We start from the raw sequence: 16710 nt of genomic DNA, 5'->3' as shown, positions 1-16710 counted from the left end.
TTACGGAAGGTTGGTGGCTGCCCGGTTCAGCAGCAGGTGAACGTCATCCGGTACGGTGCGCCCGGCTGCTTCCCTTTCGGCGGCGAAGTCAGCGGCCATGCGCGCCAGTTCGTCATCAGCGCGGTCCTGCAGATCCGTGACGGCGGTAAGGCTGACCCCCATGAACACGAGTTTGAGGACCGCGTGCCGCCAGTTGTGCTGGTCCAGGTAGGCAGCGGCGAAGGGACCGGCTGCGGCAGCGACAAGACCGGTTTCATTCGTCCGCAGTGCGTCGGCCGTGATCTGCACGCCGGCTGCAACCACGGGCGCCGGAAGGTCCGGCTGGGCCTCTGCCAGGGCGCCGAGTCCTCTCAGGACTCCGCGCCGTTCGGAGGAGTCTCCCCTGTCATAGAGCGACAGGACTGTCTCGGCCAGTTCCTGCGGTGGCATGAGGTCCAACAGGTGCCGGACAAGCTGGCCGCGGACGTGATCACCCACGCTGCCGTGGAGGACTCCCGTCGGATCGGCATCCGGGCGGAGCGGGGTGCGGCCGACGCTGCGGCCGGCTGTAGCGAAGAGTCCGGGCAGGGCTCCGGGGTCTGCGGCCAGCCGGGCTTTGCCCTCCTGCAGCCACTGTTCCGCGGCCTTGCCGGCCTGGACCTCCCGCCAGGCCGCTTGCAGCACAGCCATGCTTCGGGCGGCCAGGTTCGGCGCGTCGAAGGAGTGCCGGGGAAGTTCGACGGCGGCAACCCCGCGGTAGTTCAGTTCAGCGAGTGTTGCCAGCGCCAGCGAAACGTCGACCTCGCCTTCACCGAAGGGAAGGTGCTCGTGTGCGGCGGACCGCATGTCATCGAGCTGGACGTTGGCGAGCAGCGGCCCGGCCTCGAGCAGCGCACCGCGCACGCCGTCTGGTTCAACCACCACGCAGTGTCCGATGTCCACCGTCAGGCCAAGGCCATCGGGGTTGCCCAGCCGGGTTCGCAGCGCGAGCGCGTCGGCGACGGTCTCCACGAACATTCCGGGTTCCGGTTCAATGGCGAGCAGGACCCCCTTGCCGGCAGCATGCCGGAGAACCTCGGCAACCCTGGTTTCCAGCCGCTGCCACCCGGACTCCGGACTGGCACCGGGAGGCAGGATCCCGGAGAAGAAGGAGACACACTCGGCGTTCAGCGCCGCCGCGATGTCCACCGCCCGGAGCAGGAAATCGACGCGCGCTGCAGCCTCTTCATCAACAAGGGCGGGGCGGTGCTTCTCCTTTCGGTTCAGGAGGAACCGCGTTCCCGTCTCGATGACCACCCGGAGATCCAGCTCGTCCAGACGGCTGCGCAGGGAACCCAGCCGGGCGTCCAGATCCGGGGCATACGGGTCCAGGTGCGGGTGGCCGAGTGTCAGGGCAACCGCGCCGTAACCAAGCTCGTGCAGCAGCTCCAGCACATCCGGCAGGGGGTGGTCCGTAAAACCGTTGGTGCCGTATCCAATGCTGAAGGGAAGCGGCGATGGGGTACTCATGATTCACTCACCTTCCTGCCCCCGGGCCTGGACCGAAGGACTCTGCCTACGACGTCGACAGCCACCAGTGCGCCGGCGGCGGCGGGGTGTCCGTAACGGAGCGCGAGCGCTGTCTGGAGCGGAACCATGGCGCGGATGCCCGCTTTGGTCGCTTCGAGCGCGTTGTGTGCCACCGGATTTCGCGCTGCCCTCAACTGGGCGGGCGCACACCGCACCGCGTAGGCAGCTGTGGCCGCGAGCATCGGGAGCATCCTGGCCGGCGGCCCCGCTGAGCCCGCCATTAATGCAGCGGTGAGCAGACCGGTGGTGGCCGCGACGCCGGACGCTGTTGCCGCGTCTGTTCCCTCGACTTCGCCCTGCGAAAGGAGCGTCACAGCGACCGTGTGTCCACCCATGATGCCCGCGGCTCCGAGTGCCTGCCGGACATGGCCGGCCCCCGCACCCATCAGCACATCGAGGGCCCGGCAGCTGCCCATGGAGGCAGCGCCTATGAGGGCGTGCTTTTTTGCGGCCAGGTCATAGGTCCAGATGGAAGCCGCCAGCGGAATGCCAATTGCCAGCGCGCCCCGGCCGCCGGCCAGGGCACACAGTCCGAGCCCAGCTGCGGTCAGCGCGGATGCTGTCCCAAGGGCACGGCGGGCACTTATCCTCCCGGAGGGGATGGGGCGTTCCGGGCGTTCGCGGGCATCGACGTCGCGGTCCGCGTAATCATTCAGGGCCATTCCGCCGGCATAAAGGCAGGCGCTGGCCAGGGGCAGGCCCAGCCTCCGGCCGCGCAGCAGGCGGCCGGACGCAGCAGCCCCGGCGGCGGTATCGCCCAGAACCGTGAGGATGGCGGGAGCACGGACCAGCTCCACGTAGTCGCCGAAGGTGCTCACAACCGGTCACCTCCCGCAGCCGAAGAAAGCCGGGCCGAGGCATCGAGTGCCCACTGCACCAGGTTGGTGGTCTGCTGGGAGAAGGAATGTTCCGCGCTGCCCCATGGGTCCTTGAAGAAGAACCCGAGTGCACCGATCGGCCCGGTTTCCCCGGCTGCGTCAGCCAGAGCCATAAGGCGCGTCAGGTCCAGCACCATTGGAGCCGCGAGCATGGAGTCATAGGCGCTCCACGTTGTCTGGATCGTCAGGCGGGAACCAAGGAAACCTTCGACGTGGATGTGGTCCCACGCAACCTTGGTCTCGCCCAGGTCCGGCACGTTGTCGATGTGCAGGGGGGTCACCGCTCCCCCGGTGAGATCCCTCAGCCCCCGGTTCTTCGAGAGCAGTTTCCCGGAGACCGCCCTGCTGTCTGCGAGTGTCGCCCCGTCACCGCCGCCAAGGAGGTTCGTCCCGGCCCATGAAAGCACCCGCAGCCCTCGCGCTGTGAGTGCCGGGGCCAGTACCGAGCGCAGCCAGGTCTGGCCTGTTTTACCGTCCTGGCCTGCCGTCGGAACCCGGCCGGCTCCGGCCAGTTCATAAAGGGCAGGGATATTCAGGGCAGTGGAGGGGGTAAAGCAGATATAGGGGGAACCGGCCATGACGGCCGCGTAGGCAGCTACTGAGCTTGCGGGCAGGACGTGCCGTGCCGGATCCTGGAGCGCGGTTTCCAAAAGCCCGGCGTCGCAGAACTCGTCGAGCTGTTCCGGCGGGGCTTCCGTTGAGGCCACGTCCAGGACGATAACCCGCTGCAGCCCGTTTGCCTCCTTGAAGGAGAGGATGTCGCCGCATAGGCGTTTTACTGCATCAGCCTGCGTCTCCGGTGTGCCAGCCGGGTGGTACCCGGGCCGTACCCGAAGATCGGCCTCAAGCAGCTGTGCCCGAACCGATTCAAGAAGATGTCCGGGGACCATTCCGGCCTCAACAAGCCTCTCAGCCTGCTTGGCCATGCCAACTCCGCTGATGTCGTGGCCGCCCACCACTAGGTCTGAGTAGCCGGGGAGAATCACGTCCTGGAATGCTTCGTGTTCAGTGACGCATCCCTGCGGCTTCACGAGCCCCGATGCGATCGCCGCCAGCCCTGCTGCGGCAGTTGTTGCCACTGATCCACGTGCTCCGATGAGCCAGATGCCTGTTCTGCCGTAGCTCCAGCTCTCCTGAGCGGCGGCCGTTGCAGCACGGTCCTCCCCGTCAGCCGGCATTCCCCTATGGGTGTCCCTGATCAAACTTCCTCCTCGAAGCCGTCACGCAAACGCCCTCACGGCCGGCCTGATGAACTGCCGGTGAGACGCCCGTCACAGGGAACCTAACATAGCTAATGTCAGGGAACAACGGACTTATGGGTTATTCCGATATATCTGCGCCCTGATATGGCGTTCTTCAGTCGACGGCTTGCAGAATCCATCTCAGGTTCTGAGTATTTGTGGTTATCTGATGCCTCCCAGCAGTTTTCTGCACCTCAATAGGAGAGGGGTTCTCCCATCCCACGCGAAGATAACCAAGTCAAGAGTTCTGTCGCCTTTTGTGCTGTAATTAGTCGGTGAGTGACATAAGTAACGTCAGCGGTCTAGCATCCTCCGGAGCAAGCGAGCTCTTCCAGATCCTCCGCGACGGCAAACCACGGACCCGGTCAGAGCTGGCTGAGCTAATGGGGCTGGCACGTTCAACAGTCACTCTCCGGATCGAAGCGCTTATGGACCTGGGTCTCGTGGGCTTCGTGCAGGACGCGGTGTCCACCGGGGGGCGCCCTTCATCCCGCATCGCGCTGAAGGCAGGCAGCCGGGTGGTGCTCGGCGTGGACATCGGCGCTTCCCACCTCCAGGTCGCGGTCACGGATCTCACCGGGCACCTGCTCGCCCAGTCTGCCCGCGCACTGGAAATCACCCAGGGTCCCGAGGCCGTCCTGGGTGCAGTTGTTGAGATCGGCACGGAACTCCTCAGCAGCACGGGACGCTCCACATCCGATCTCCTGGCCGTCGGCATCGGCCTGCCCGGCCCCGTGGAACACCGCACCGGACGTCCCATCAATCCGCCCATCATGCCCGGATGGAACGGCTATGACGTGCCGGGCTACCTGCAGGCACGGTTCCACGTACCCGTCCTGGTGGACAACGACGTCAACATCATGGCGCTGGGCGAGCGGAACATGGCCTGGCCGCAGGTGGACAACCTGCTCTTCGTCAAGGTCGCAACCGGAATCGGTTCCGGCATCGTCTCCAGCGGCATGCTGCAGCGGGGTGCGGACGGAGTTGCCGGGGACATCGGCCATATCCGGGTGCACGGCGGCGGCGGAGTTCCGTGCCACTGCGGGAACACGGACTGCCTGGAAGCAATAGCTTCCGGACCTGCGGTTGCATCCAAGCTGCGCGAATTGGGACTGGACGCCACCGGCAGTGAAGACGTCGTGGAGCTGGTTCGCGGCGGAAGCACGGAGGCCATTCACGCCGTCCGGCAGGCTGGGCGGGACGTGGGAGATGTTCTCTCAGCCTGCATCAGCCTGATCAATCCTTCGGTGATCGTCATTGGCGGATCCATGTCGCTCACGGGTGAACACTTCATCGCCGGTATCCGGGAAACGGTCTATTCGCGCACTATTCCGCTGGCCACCCAGCATCTGCAGATCGTGCATTCCAGCTCAGGGCTCGACGCCGGCGTGCTGGGTGCCAGCATTCTGGCAATCCACCACGCCATGTCTCCCCAGCGCATCGACGCAATGGTCTCCAGCCTTTCGGAAACCAGCGCCGGTTAAAGATTTTCAGCGGCGTGGCGACGACTTTTGCTTGACAGGCACCAAAAGTCCGACTTAGCCTCATGCGACGGACTCATTTCCAGCCACCGCCGCTGCTTCAACTCGCACCCTGAAAGGATCAGAGCGGGAAAGCAGGCATGTCTTTCCGCTTTCTGACATTGGGTACATCCGCGCGCGCTGGTAGTGGTTTCAGACAACAAAATCGGACGTTTGACCCCCTAGTGCTGGTACCGGACCGTTTCGGACGACTAGCCGGAGACGGCAGCCTTTTTCTTTTCGGCCCGGTGATCCCCAGTAAGCCCCGCGCGTATTCTCGCCATTGCCAATGAAGGCGGCGAAAGTGCGTTCTTCTGTCAGAAAGGCAACAGTATGTGCTTTGGATTTGACGCAACAGGTGCACTGAATCGTTCTCTTGAGAAAAAGGGGGTTGACCGTCGCAATTTCATCCGCGGAGCATTTGCCGCGGGCGTCGGCGTCGGGCTGGCGGGTCTTGGCGCGGCTCCCGCCGTCGCCAAGGGACCCGGCCACAACGGCAAGCCGGGGCATCACGACAAGCCCGGACACAAGGGCCGCAGGCCCGTTCCCCCGGGACAGATCAGCATCCAGATGTACACCCTGCGCTCCATCATGAACGGCGACGAGATCGATAAGAATTTCGCGAGGCTTGCCCGGTACGGATACAACCGGGTGGAACTGGCCGGACTGTACGGACGCACGGCCAAGGAAATGAAGCGGACCCTGGACCGTCTGGGAATTCGCGCCTCGTCCAGCCACGAGGGAATCAGTGCCACCCCGGCGGATCTGCAGACAAAGATCTCCAACGCCCGGACGCTGGGCCAGACCTACATGGTGGTTCCCTACCTCGCCTCGACCAAGGCGGACGACTGGTACCGGTGGGCAGACCAGATGAACGCGGAAGCAGCCGTCGTGCGACGCGCGGGCATCAAATACGGCTACCACAACCACGCCCACGAGTTCACGACGGACCTGGGCGGCGGACTCACCCCCTGGGACATCTTCACCAGCCGCCTTGACCCGAAGCTGATCCACCTGGAAGTCGACCTGTACTGGGCAGTCACCGGCGGCGTCGGCGTCGGTGCTGCAGATCCGGTCCAGTTCGCCATCGACACGATCAGGGAGGCCCCGCAGGAGACCCTGCAATACCACGTAAAGGACCGCGAAGCGTCGGGAGATTTCGCCGACCTGGGAACCGGAACCATCGATTTCCCGCGCATCTTCCGGGCGCACCAGCCCAAGGAGTACATCGTGGAGAATGACCAGCCGGATGTCACTCCCCTGCAGACCGCCGAGGTGGGCTACCGGTACCTCCGGAACGTGCGCTTCTAACGCAGCCCCCTGACAGGCCAGGCGAGGGGCCATCCCGGACCACCGGGATGGCCCTTCGCCTGTTGGGGCTGTTCCGGCAGCGGCAAAAGTGCTCTCCTTGGTGGAACGCCAACCCGCAAGGAGGCGCCATGCGCGGCGTAATAATGCACGGCCCCGGCGATGTCCGGGTGGAAGATCGGGCAGATCCGGCTGTTGAAGAACCAACAGATGCCGTCATCCGGCTGGCAGCCACCTGCATCTGCGGATCGGATCTGTGGCCCTACCGGGGCGTGGAAGAAGTCCAGGACTCACCAATGGGCCACGAATACATCGGGGTGGTCGAGGAGATCGGCGCTGATGTACGGACCGTCAAGCCCGGAGACTTCGTCGTCGGTTCCTTCTGGGCATCGGACAACACCTGCGTGATCTGCCGGGCGGGCTTCCAGAGCCGCTGCGTCAACGCGTTCCCCATGGGTGCCATCGGAACCCAGGCCCAGCGCGCCCGCATCCCGCTGGCCGACGGAACCCTCGTAGCCACGCCAGGCACTCCCCCGCCGGAACTTATTCCTTCACTGATGGCAGCTTCCGATGTGCTGGGCACCGGCTGGTTTGGTGCGACGGCGGCACAGGCGGGGCCTGGGAAAACCACGGTAGTGGTGGGCGACGGCGCCGTCGGGCTGATGGCGGTCCTGGCTGCCAAAGAACTTGGGGCCGAGCAGATCATTGCCATGAGCCGGAATCCTGAACGGCAGCAGCTGGCCCGCTTTTACGGTGCCACGGACATCCTGCCGCAGCGCGGCGACGAAGGCGTTGAGGCAGTGAGGGAACTGACCGGCGGCGTCGGCGCAGAATCTGTAGTGGAAGCGGTCGGCACACAGGAATCGATGCTGCAGGCCATCCGCTCCACCCGTCCCGGCGGCCACATGGGCTTTGTGGGTGTCACCTACGAGGTGGCGCTCCCCGGCATGGAACTCTTCTTCGCGGAGATCAACATGCTTGGCGGTCCCGCCCCTGTCCGCCGGTTCCTCCCGGACCTCATCCAGCGCATCTGGGACCGAAGAATCGACCCCGGACGGGTATTTGACCTGACTCTGCCGCTGGAGGATGCCGCGGAAGGCTACCGCGCCATGGACCAGCGGCGTGCCGTCAAAGTGCTGCTCACCCCATAGCCTTACCCTGTGGAACCGCTGCTCCTGAGTTTTCCGTTCACCGGCCGCTGGACAGTGCAGAACAGTCCCGCCAACCGGGTCCCAAGCCACGGCACGCATCTCTTCGGCACCGCGTACGCCATCGACTTCGTCGCGGTGGACGGGCACGGGCGCTCCGCACCGCCGTCGTTCAGGAGCTTTTTCGGCACCGAGCCGCCGGAAGCATTCACCGGATTCGGTTCTCCGGTGCTGGCTCCGGCGGCGGGGACGGTCGCGGCAGTGCACGACGGCGAACCGGACCATGAGGCGCGGCGCTCACCGCTGTCCCTGGCCGGCTATGCCCTCACCCAGCGCGAACGTGTCCGCAGGGGTCCGGCCGGGATAGCGGGAAACCATGTGGTCCTGGCCGTCGGAACCGGCAGGGACCTCTCCTATGTGCTGCTGGCCCATCTGCGGCGCGGATCGATTGCCGTCTCCGTGGGAGATTCCGTGTCCGCGGGAACACCCGTGGGTGCATGCGGGAACTCCGGCAACAGCACCGAGCCTCACGTCCACGTCCAGGTCGCCGATTCAATGGACTGGGAACGGGCTGCCGGACTGCCGCTGGTGTTTGCTCATCCAGCCACCGGCCAGCCGTGGCTGCCGCGCAATGCCGACGTCTTTGAGGTCAGCTGAGGGCCTTTGTCCAGCCCGGGGCCACCGGGGGAAGTAGGCTCATCAAGGTAAGCATACTTAGGGCGTAAAGGAGCAGCAGTGACCCTGGTCGACAATGCGGTCTATGTGGACGGCGAGCGGGTCCATAGTCCGCAGACCCTCGAGGAGACCTTTGACCTCACCCGCGAAACCGGGGGCATGGCCTGGATAGGGCTCTACCGTCCGGATGACATTGAGCTGCTGGCCGTTTCCGAGGAGTTCGGTCTAAACCTGCTGATTGTTGAGGACGCTTTGGCCGGTCACCAGCGCTCCAAGCTGGAACAGTACGGTGACCAGCTGTTTGTGGTGCTGCGCCCCGCCCGCTACCTGGACGACGTCGAACGCGTTGAAATAGGCGAGCTGCACCTGTTTGTGGGCCCCAACTTTGTAGTTACCGTCCGCCACGCCGAGTCTCCGGACCTGGCGCGGGTACGGAAGCGACTGGAACACGAAGTCGACTTGCTCTCCCTGGGCCCGCAGGCAGTGCTGTACGCCATCCTGGACCAGGTGGTCGATGAGTACGCGCCGGTTTCAGCCGGTCTTGAAAACGATATCGATGAGATTGAAGACCAGCTCTTCGGCGGCGATGCCGAAGTCTCCCGCCGCATCTACGAACTCTCACGCGAAGTCATCGGCTGCCAGCGCGCCATCAGTCCCCTGGAAACGGTGGTGGGCGAACTGCAGCGGAATCCGGAAAAGTATGGTGTGCCGCCCCAGCTCAAAGACAATCTGGGCGATGTACTGGACCACGTGCTCCGCCTGATCGACCGGATCACGGCCTACCGTTCACTGCTGGACAACGCCCTCTCGCTCAGCTCAACCCTGGCCTCGAACCGCCTCGCGGAGACATCAGTGGCGCAGAATGAGCAGACCAAGAAGATCTCCTCCTGGGCAGCCATCCTCTTTGCACCCACCCTGGTGGGGACCGTCTACGGCATGAACTTCGAACACATGCCCGAGCTGGACTGGGCTTTGGGTTACCCCATGGCACTGGCGCTTATGGTGGTGCTTGGGATACTGCTCTATGCAGCGTTCAAACGGAATAACTGGCTCTAGGAGGCCCAAAACATGCGCACCCGGTTCACCTTCCTGGCCCTGGCCCTGCTGCTGGGCGCTTCCGCCTGCGCCATGGACCCCGGCAGCGACGGTGGAACCCCTGACGTGACGGGCAGCAGCGGCGGGGCGTCGCCGTCGTCGTCCGGTTCTCCCGATGCCTCAGCTGACGCGTCCGCACCCGAAGGCATCTGGGGCAACCCGGAGAACACCCGCGAGCCTTCCCTGGAGCTGCATGAGGACGGCCGTCTTACCGGAACCGACGGCTGCAACCGGCTGATGGGCCACTGGGTCCTGGAGGACGGGACGGTCCGCTTCCAGGAAGTGGCCATGACCATGATGGCCTGCCCGGACGTGGACCAGTGGCTGGCTTCGGCCGCCAGCGCGGTTCCCAGCGAGGACACCCTGTTGGTGTACGACGGCGCCGGCAACGAAATCGGCACCCTCACCCGGTAGCCTCCTCCCCTTCACCGAAATGACAGAAACTGCCCGTATGAAGCTTCATACGGGCAGTTTCTGCTATCTCGTTTGGGGGTGTCGGAAAGGACTACTTGGGCTGCGGAGCCCGGTGCGACTCCTCGACGCCAAGATCGGCGCCCTTGGTTTCCTTGACCATGGTCACTGCCACGAAGGAGATGACGCAGAGGACCATGATGTAGATGCCGATCGAGCCGGACCAGCCGGTCGCGTTCAGCAGCATCTCGGCAATCATGGGCGCAAATGCGCCGCCCAGGATGGCACCGAGCGCGTAGCCGATGGAAACACCGGAGTAGCGGACACGGGCCGGGAACATCTCGGCATACAGCGCCGACTGCGGTCCGTAGGAGAGGCCCAGGCCGATGGTCAGCACAAAGATGGACAGGCCGAACAGGAACACGTTGGCGGTGTCGATCAGCAGGAACATCGGAATAGCCCACAGGAACACCCAGGCGTAGCCGATCTGGAAGGTGCGAACACGGCCGATCTTGTCAGAGAGCATGCCGCCGTACATCGTGAAGATCAGCCAGCCGAAGGAGCCTACGGTGGTGGCCAGCAGCACGGCCGGACGTTCCATCCCCAGCGCCTTGCCGGCATAGGAGGCGAAGAACGCGATAACCAGGTAGCCGGCTGCGTTGTTGGCGATGAAGATCAGGGCGGCAAGGATGACCTCGCGGGAGTTGTACTTGAAGAGCTGCCCCAGCGGTGCGGAGGATTCCTTCTTGCGCTGCTGCATCTCCTTGAAGACCGGGCTCTCATCCACCGAGCGGCGGATGAAGTAGCCCACGAAGATCAGGACCACGGAGAAGAGGAACGGAAGGCGCCAGCCCCACTCCAGGAAGGCCTCTTCGCTGAGGGTGCTGGAGATGACAAACATGACGAACGTCGCCAGGATCATGCCGACGGGAACGCCGATCTGCGGGTAGGCACCGAAGAAGCCGCGCTTGTTCACGGGTGCGTGCTCAACGGAGAGCAGGGCAGCACCGCCCCATTCGCCACCGGCGGAGAAGCCCTGCAGGATACGCAGGACCAGCAGCAGGATCGGTGCTGCGACGCCGATCTGTGCGTAGGTGGGCAGCACGCCGATCAGGGCAGTGGCGGCACCCATCATGATCAGGGTGAACACGAGCATCTGCTTGCGGCCAAGCTTGTCGCCCAGGTGGCCGGCGACGATGGCGCCCAGCGGACGGAACAGGAAGCTGATGCCGATGGAGGCGAAGGAAACGATCTGTGCCAGGGCAGTGCCTTCACCGACGGGCGCGAAGTAAAGGGTGGCCAGGACGAAGCCTGCGGCCTGGGCGTAGATGAAGAAGTCGTACCACTCGATGGTGGTACCAACCAGGGTGCCCGCAAGTACCTTGCGTTCCTCCCGGCTCATCCGCTGGGACGGCGCAGCAGACGCGCTTTTAGTAGTCATTGAAACTCCATTATTTTTTTGACTGGGGAAACATTACTGAAAGAACGGTCGGTAACCTGTCGCATCAAGATACCCTGATCTGTGACCGGGGACACACTATGTTCCATTTATGACAGCCGGCCTCTGGAAGATGTCGCTGCCCTGGCACACAGCCAGCAATGAGGCGATCCGAGCCGGGCGGCGGCGGACTGGCGGAATGGATCGCACCCGCACTTCTCCGTCACTTCCTGTTCAAAACGATGTGTTCGATATTTGAACATGTGTTTCTTATAGCGAACTAGTGGAACTATAGATGACGTGTGATACAGCACACAAGCCAGAGTTTTGCCCGCTAGGCTGAACGAATGCCTTCACAGTCCGCAGAGACCAGCCCTGCTCCGGGACCCACCGAGAAATCGCCGGCCGGGGCAGCGTCCGCACCATCGGCGTCGGACACCGGCGGCACCACCGACGTAGCTGACGATCTGGTGCAGCGCAGCCACCGGCTGCCCTCCGGTCTGGAGTACACGACCACCACTGGCCGGGTGGTGTTCAGGCGGGAGGAAACTTCCGACGGCAAGTCCGAAGGGTTCAAGCCCAAGGCAGAGATCTTCCTGTCCGCTTACACGGCCAACCTCGCCGCGGAAGAAACCCCGAACCCCCGTCCGGTGGTTTTCGCCTTCAACGGCGGGCCCGGCTCATCCTCCGTGTGGCTGCACCTGGGGCTGCTCGGTCCCCGGCTGGTCGATTCCGGCGATGCCGGCAGCCTCACCCCTCCCCCGTACGGCCTGGTCGACAACCCGCAGACGCTGCTGGAACATGCCGACCTGGTGATGATCGATCCCGTGAATACCGGCTTCTCCCGGGTTGTGGACGGCAACACCGCGGACGAGTTCCACGCGTTCGAGCAGGACCGGGACCTGGTGGCGGAAGTGATCCGCCTGTGGACCACCCGCAACAACCGCTGGCTGAGCCCGAAGTACCTGGTGGGCGAGTCCTACGGCACCCTGCGTGCCGTCGCCGTCGCCGGGCGCCTCTTTGATGCGTACGGAATGTCCGTCAACGGGCTTGGCTTGATCTCCACCGTCTTGAACCTGGGCACCGTCATGTTCGCACCGGGTGTGGACACGCCTTATGCCCTTCACCTGCCCACCTACGCCGCGATCGCGCATTTCCACGGGCGGCATCCGGGCCGGGAGCTGGCCGATGTGGTGCGTGAGGCGGAGGAGTATGCGGCGAAGGACTACGGATATGCCCTCAGCCAGGGCTCCCGGCTCACCACGGAGGAGTACGACGCCGCTGTCCAGCGCCTTGCCGAACTCACCACCCTTGACCCCGGGTTTATCCGCCGCACCAACCTGCGCTGGGACTATGCCCAGTTCTCCGCCGAGCTGCTCCGGGACCAGGGACTGGCTGTAGGGCGGATCGACGGGCGCTTCACCGCTCCCGCGGAGGACCCGCAGGCCTCGGTCAACTGGGACGATCCCAGCCTCGCCGCAATCAACGGCCCCTACGCCGCGGCAATCAACCACTACGTCCGTGCCGAGCTCGGCTACGAGAACGACCTGCCTTACGAAGTCCTCACCGGCAGGGTCCAGCCGTGGAGCTACAAGGAGTTCGAGGGCGTACCCATCGACGTCACAAAGACCCTTGAACGGCTGATGGCGCACAACCCGAGCCTGCGGGTGCACGTTGACTACGGCTATTACGACGGCGCTACACCCCATTTCGCGGCCGAGTACGTCTGGGCGCACCTGCGTTTGTCCGACGCAGCCCGCGCACGGTTCACGCACCACTATTACGAGGCGGGGCACATGATGTACCTGCAGCCCGAAGCGCGCTCGGGGCAGCTTGCCGCCCTGGCCGAGTTCGTAGCACCGCCCGCGGACTAATCCGCTTTAGAGAATGCCGTCGGCCGGCTCGGGGCGCGGCGGGGCCGGGTTGGACCGGAGCAACCCAGCGGCCAAGCTTGACCCCTCAGGCAAGGCCGTCGGCCAGCGAGGCCACTTGCCTGGCGATTCGGGCTGCCCGTACCGTGTCGTTGGGCGCCGTGACCACCTGGTGGAGGATGGGATAGCGGGCTGAGCGGCCCAGCCCTGCGAAAGCCGCAGCCGCGTCCGGCACAGCCGCCAGTGCAGCTTCCAGGTCAGCCGGGACTTCAAGCGTCGCGGGTCCTCTGTAGGCCCGGTCCCATCGGCCGTCTGCTTTGGCCCGGCCAATTTCGGCCTGCCCCCGCTCCCGCATGCGGCCGGACTCGATCAGTCCGGCGACCAGTTCCACGTTCCGTTTTGACCACAGGGACCGCACCCGTCTGGGCGTGAAGTGCTGCCGGAACGTTGCGGAGTCCACGGTGTTCCTGCGGCCGTCGATCCAGCCGCTGCACAGTGCCTCCCCCAGCGCTTCGGCATACGTGAGCGATGTAGGAATCCGGGTCCCCTTTTTCGCCAGGATCAGCCAAACGCCGTCGCTCACTGCATCGTTCTCCTGGAGCCAGGCCCGCCAGGCCGCGGCGTCGGCAACGACCAGTTCGGGCGGAACGGCTCGTTCAGTCATGGGTGATGTCCTTGAGGCGGGGAAGCTGGCCGGGTCGGCATCTCTTGAGTATTCCCCAGATTGGGGACAGCTTTTGTCCGCAGGTCGGGCGGTTATCCACATGGCGTGGTTCGACGCACTGGAACCACTGCCGCCGGCGCTCACCGGGCGAATGGCCAAGGCGGTGGGCGTGATCATCTCCGGCCGAAGCGGTCCTGAATCCCTTCAGCGGGACGCGAAGTGAACCCAGACGCCGATAATCCACGCGGTTCCGGCCGCGAGCGCGAGCCCGAGCTCCACCAGCATGCCCAGCCCGGTGGCCTTCAGCGCCGCCCAGGACGAGGACGCAGCTGCCGGGAAACTGCGCTGCCGCGCGAACTCGCTGAGCAGCAGACCGCCGGCGAAGCCAACGATCAGCCCCACCACCGGGATAAAGAACATTCCGGCGATTCCTGCCGCCAGGCCAATGAGGACGGACCGGTTGGGTATCTGCCGCTGCTTGAGTTTCCTGCCAGTCAGGACGGCGCTGGCAGAAAGCCCGCTCAGGGCGAACAGCGCACCGAAAGCGAAGGACCACCAGCCCGCGCCACTGCTGACGCCGATGGCCCACCCCAGGAAGGCCAGCAGGATCAGGATGCTGCCAGGCAGCACAGGCACCACGATGCCGGCCACACCCACCGCGATCAGCAGGCCGGCGACGATGGTGATGATCAGGTCCGTATCCATGCAGCCAAGTCTTCCACGCGTTGTGCCGGGCGCAGGACCGGCGAATCCGGCAGAACCCGGACCGCTGACGCTACAGTAAGGTTACTTATGAAGTCATCACCTTCAGTCCGGCACCCCCAACGGCAATAGGAGAAGCAGATGAGTACCGAATCAGGCAGCACCGCGGCAGGCGAACCCCGACGCCGGGCCGCAGACGACCTCCCCGCCCCCAACGGCCCGGACGCCTCAGGCACTTCGACCAGCGAGCCGGACGTCACCCGCCGCATGGACACCCGCGGCACGGAAGACCCGGGCGGACACACACGCCAGTCCGCCGGATCCTCACATGAGACCACGGCAGGACCCTCCGGCACCGAGCCGGACGTCACCCGCCGCATGGACACCGCTCCCGAGCGGACAAGCAGCCGCCAGCATGAAACGGAAGTACTCAACACCAGTGTCACGGGCACCAGGGACCCGAACGACGCCGACTACACGAGTGAGGATGCGCCCGCAGGGACCACCCGGCGTGCCACGCACCGCGAAGACGGCGACGTACGCGGCGCGGTCGCTGCCGGGCACACCGGCTCTCCCCGCACGGCCGACGAGCCCGTCATGCCGAACCGGGAGGCACTCCTGGCCGCAGAACGGGAACGTTTTGGCGGCATCAAGTTTGGCGCCGCCTTCTTCGGCTGGCTGACCGCCACCGGAATGGTGGTGCTGCTCTCCGCACTTGCTGCCGCCATTGGTGCCGCCGTCGGCGTCTCTACGGACACAGACCTGGGCGCGGCACTGGACCAAGCCGCAGCGAACCAGTCCTCCGGGCTGATCGGCGCGATCGTCACCCTGATTGTCCTGCTGCTCGCCTACTATGCCGGCGGCTACGTCGCCGGACGAATGGCCCGCTTCAACGGAGCCAAGCAGGGTGTTGCGGTCTGGCTGTGGGCACTGGTGGCCGCCGCCGTCGTTATTGTCCTTGGCCTGATCTTCAATGACGACATCCGCAGCCTCACCCAGCTGAACTCCGTGGCGCCCCTGCAGCAGGATCTCAGCCAGGCGAGCGCCGGATCCTGGCTGGCGCTGCTGGCCACCGTGGTGGTCAGCCTGGTTGGCGCAATTCTGGGCGGACTCGCCGGCATGCGCTTCCACCGCCGCGTGGACCGCGCCAAGTTCACGCCCGCAACGGCCTAGTCCTAACAGCAAGAAGCCGGCCCCGCGAAAGTGCGGAGCCGGCTTCTTTGTGTTGCGCAGAGCTTACGGCGAAGGCATACCGCCGTTGACGTTCAGGGTCTCTCCGACCACGTAGCTTGATTCCGGGGACGCCAGGAAGACGTAAGCCGGGGCAAGTTCGGTGGGCTGGCCGGCGCGGCCCAGCGGAGTGTCCTTGCCGAACTCCGGCAGGGCGTCCTTGGGCTGGCCGTCGGATACCTGCAGCGGGGTCCAGAACGGGCCCGGAGCCACAGCATTCACTCGGATGCCCTTGGGGGCCAGCTGCTGGGACAGACCCTTGGTGAAGTTGTTGATCGCCGCCTTGGTGCTGGCGTAGTCCAGCAGGTGCGGGGAAGGGCTGTAGGCCTGGATCGACGTCGAGTTGATGATGCTCGACCCGGCCGGAAGGTGCGGAAGCGCAGCCTTGGTCACCCGGAAGAAGGAGTAGATGTTGGTCTTGAAGGTGTCATCAAGCTGTTCGTCGCTGAGGTCCTCAAGGTTCTCCACTGCAACCTGCTTGCCGGCGTTGTTGACCAGAATGTCCAGGCCGCCCAGGCCGTCAACGGCGTCCTGCACCAGCTGGATGCAGTAGTCGCGGTCCTTGAGGTCACCGGGAAGCCCGACGGCGGTGCGGCCGGCATCCCTGATCAGCTCCATGACCTTTGCGGCGTCTTCCTCTTCCTCCGGCAGGTAGGAGAGCGCGACGTCGGCGCCTTCCCGGGCGAAGGCAATGGCCACCGCCGCACCGATTCCGGAGTCTGCACCGGTGATCAGCGCTTTGCGGCCCTTAAGCCGCCCGGTTCCGCGGTAGGAATCCTCGCCGCGGTCCGTCTTGGGCTCGAGGTCGGCGTCGAGGCCGGGTTCGGGCTGATCCTGCTTAGGCGGGCTGACGGAGGGATACCGGTTGACCGGATCCTGGAATGTGTACTGGTCCGAGGTGTTTTCGTTGGCCATAAGTTCCCCACTTCCCATTGTTCATGGATATGGAGCCGCAACTGGCGGCCGCCTACTTTAGGTAAG

At 64.9% G+C, this 16710-nt stretch carries 16 protein-coding genes; 9 read left to right on the top strand and 7 right to left on the bottom strand.

Features of this window, described 5'->3' with window-relative positions; translation table 11 throughout:
• The 3 genes from AO716_RS15215 to AO716_RS15205 are packed head-to-tail and all read right to left on the bottom strand — an operon-like array spanning position 1 to position 3532.
• The gene (locus tag AO716_RS15215) at positions 1-1488 is read right to left on the bottom strand and encodes an EboA domain-containing protein (RefSeq protein ID WP_055242525.1); all 1488 of its coding nucleotides are present in this window, start codon (positions 1486-1488) and stop codon (positions 1-3) included.
• Positions 1485-2366, bottom strand: a complete 882-nt coding sequence (locus AO716_RS15210) for an SCO3242 family prenyltransferase (RefSeq protein ID WP_055242523.1) — start codon at positions 2364-2366, stop codon at positions 1485-1487. Before AO716_RS15210 ends, AO716_RS15215 begins: the two co-directional genes overlap by 4 nt.
• On the bottom strand, positions 2363-3532 hold the full coding sequence (locus AO716_RS15205) for an inositol-3-phosphate synthase (protein WP_055242977.1): 1170 nt from the start codon (positions 3530-3532) through the stop codon (positions 2363-2365). The genes AO716_RS15210 and AO716_RS15205 overlap by 4 nt, the downstream gene beginning before the upstream one ends.
• Positions 3533-3942: 410 nt before the next feature.
• Between AO716_RS15205 and AO716_RS15200 the strand changes: the two genes are divergently transcribed.
• The 6 genes from AO716_RS15200 (at position 3943) to AO716_RS15175 (ending at position 9827) form a co-directional block, all read left to right on the top strand.
• A complete protein-coding gene (locus AO716_RS15200; RefSeq protein WP_235472126.1) occupies positions 3943-5151 on the top strand; it encodes an ROK family transcriptional regulator in 1209 nt (402 codons plus the stop codon).
• A 369-nt stretch (positions 5152-5520) separates the two neighbouring features.
• The gene (locus AO716_RS15195) at positions 5521-6498 is read left to right on the top strand and encodes a sugar phosphate isomerase/epimerase family protein (RefSeq protein ID WP_055242521.1); all 978 of its coding nucleotides are present in this window, start codon (positions 5521-5523) and stop codon (positions 6496-6498) included.
• A gap of 128 nt (positions 6499-6626) precedes the next feature.
• A complete protein-coding gene (locus tag AO716_RS15190; RefSeq protein ID WP_055242518.1) occupies positions 6627-7646 on the top strand; it encodes a zinc-dependent alcohol dehydrogenase family protein in 1020 nt (339 codons plus the stop codon).
• Between the two features lie 9 nt (positions 7647-7655).
• On the top strand, positions 7656-8300 hold the full coding sequence (locus AO716_RS15185) for a M23 family metallopeptidase (RefSeq protein WP_055242517.1): 645 nt from the start codon (positions 7656-7658) through the stop codon (positions 8298-8300).
• Between the two features lie 78 nt (positions 8301-8378).
• Positions 8379-9374: a magnesium/cobalt transporter CorA gene (gene corA, locus AO716_RS15180; RefSeq protein ID WP_055242515.1), complete on the top strand. Its 996-nt coding sequence runs from the start codon at positions 8379-8381 to the stop codon at positions 9372-9374.
• Positions 9375-9386: 12 nt separating this feature from the next.
• Entirely contained in the window at positions 9387-9827 is a 441-nt protein-coding gene (locus AO716_RS15175; RefSeq protein ID WP_235472125.1) for an META domain-containing protein, read from the top strand.
• A gap of 91 nt (positions 9828-9918) precedes the next feature.
• Here AO716_RS15175 and AO716_RS15170 read toward each other — a convergent pair whose 3' ends face one another.
• Positions 9919-11265 carry an MFS transporter gene (locus AO716_RS15170; RefSeq protein ID WP_055242514.1) on the bottom strand — a complete coding sequence of 449 codons (1347 nt, stop codon included), beginning with the start codon at positions 11263-11265 and terminating at the stop codon, positions 9919-9921.
• A gap of 344 nt (positions 11266-11609) precedes the next feature.
• Between AO716_RS15170 and AO716_RS15165 the strand changes: the two genes are divergently transcribed.
• Positions 11610-13136 (top strand): S10 family peptidase, encoded by a 1527-nt coding sequence (locus AO716_RS15165; protein ID WP_082413637.1) that lies wholly within the window; start codon positions 11610-11612, stop codon positions 13134-13136.
• 85 nt (positions 13137-13221) lie between these two features.
• On the opposite strand, the gene AO716_RS15160 is transcribed toward AO716_RS15165, so the two are convergent.
• Positions 13222-13797 carry a YdeI/OmpD-associated family protein gene (locus AO716_RS15160; RefSeq protein ID WP_055242512.1) on the bottom strand — a complete coding sequence of 192 codons (576 nt, stop codon included), beginning with the start codon at positions 13795-13797 and terminating at the stop codon, positions 13222-13224.
• 100 nt (positions 13798-13897) lie between these two features.
• Between AO716_RS15160 and AO716_RS17835 the strand changes: the two genes are divergently transcribed.
• Positions 13898-14020: a hypothetical protein gene (locus AO716_RS17835; protein ID WP_268235024.1), complete on the top strand. Its 123-nt coding sequence runs from the start codon at positions 13898-13900 to the stop codon at positions 14018-14020.
• Here AO716_RS17835 and AO716_RS15150 read toward each other — a convergent pair.
• Positions 14002-14502 (bottom strand): DUF456 domain-containing protein, encoded by a 501-nt coding sequence (locus tag AO716_RS15150; protein WP_055242508.1) that lies wholly within the window; start codon positions 14500-14502, stop codon positions 14002-14004. The two genes, AO716_RS17835 and AO716_RS15150, sit on opposite strands and share 19 nt — an antisense overlap.
• Positions 14503-14640: 138 nt before the next feature.
• Here AO716_RS15150 and AO716_RS17775 point away from each other — a divergent pair, with 138 nt between their 5' ends.
• Positions 14641-15672 (top strand): hypothetical protein, encoded by a 1032-nt coding sequence (locus tag AO716_RS17775; protein WP_055242506.1) that lies wholly within the window; start codon positions 14641-14643, stop codon positions 15670-15672.
• A 63-nt stretch (positions 15673-15735) separates the two neighbouring features.
• Here the strand turns inward: AO716_RS17775 and AO716_RS15140 are convergent, their stop codons facing one another.
• On the bottom strand, positions 15736-16662 hold the full coding sequence (locus tag AO716_RS15140) for an SDR family oxidoreductase (RefSeq protein WP_055242504.1): 927 nt from the start codon (positions 16660-16662) through the stop codon (positions 15736-15738).
• Between the last annotated feature and the right edge of the window lie 48 nt (positions 16663-16710).

It is taken from the genome of Arthrobacter sp. Edens01 (assembly GCF_001307035.1).
Classification (GTDB): domain Bacteria; phylum Actinomycetota; class Actinomycetes; order Actinomycetales; family Micrococcaceae; genus Arthrobacter_B.
This window is presented reverse-complemented; position numbering and strand designations above follow the sequence as displayed.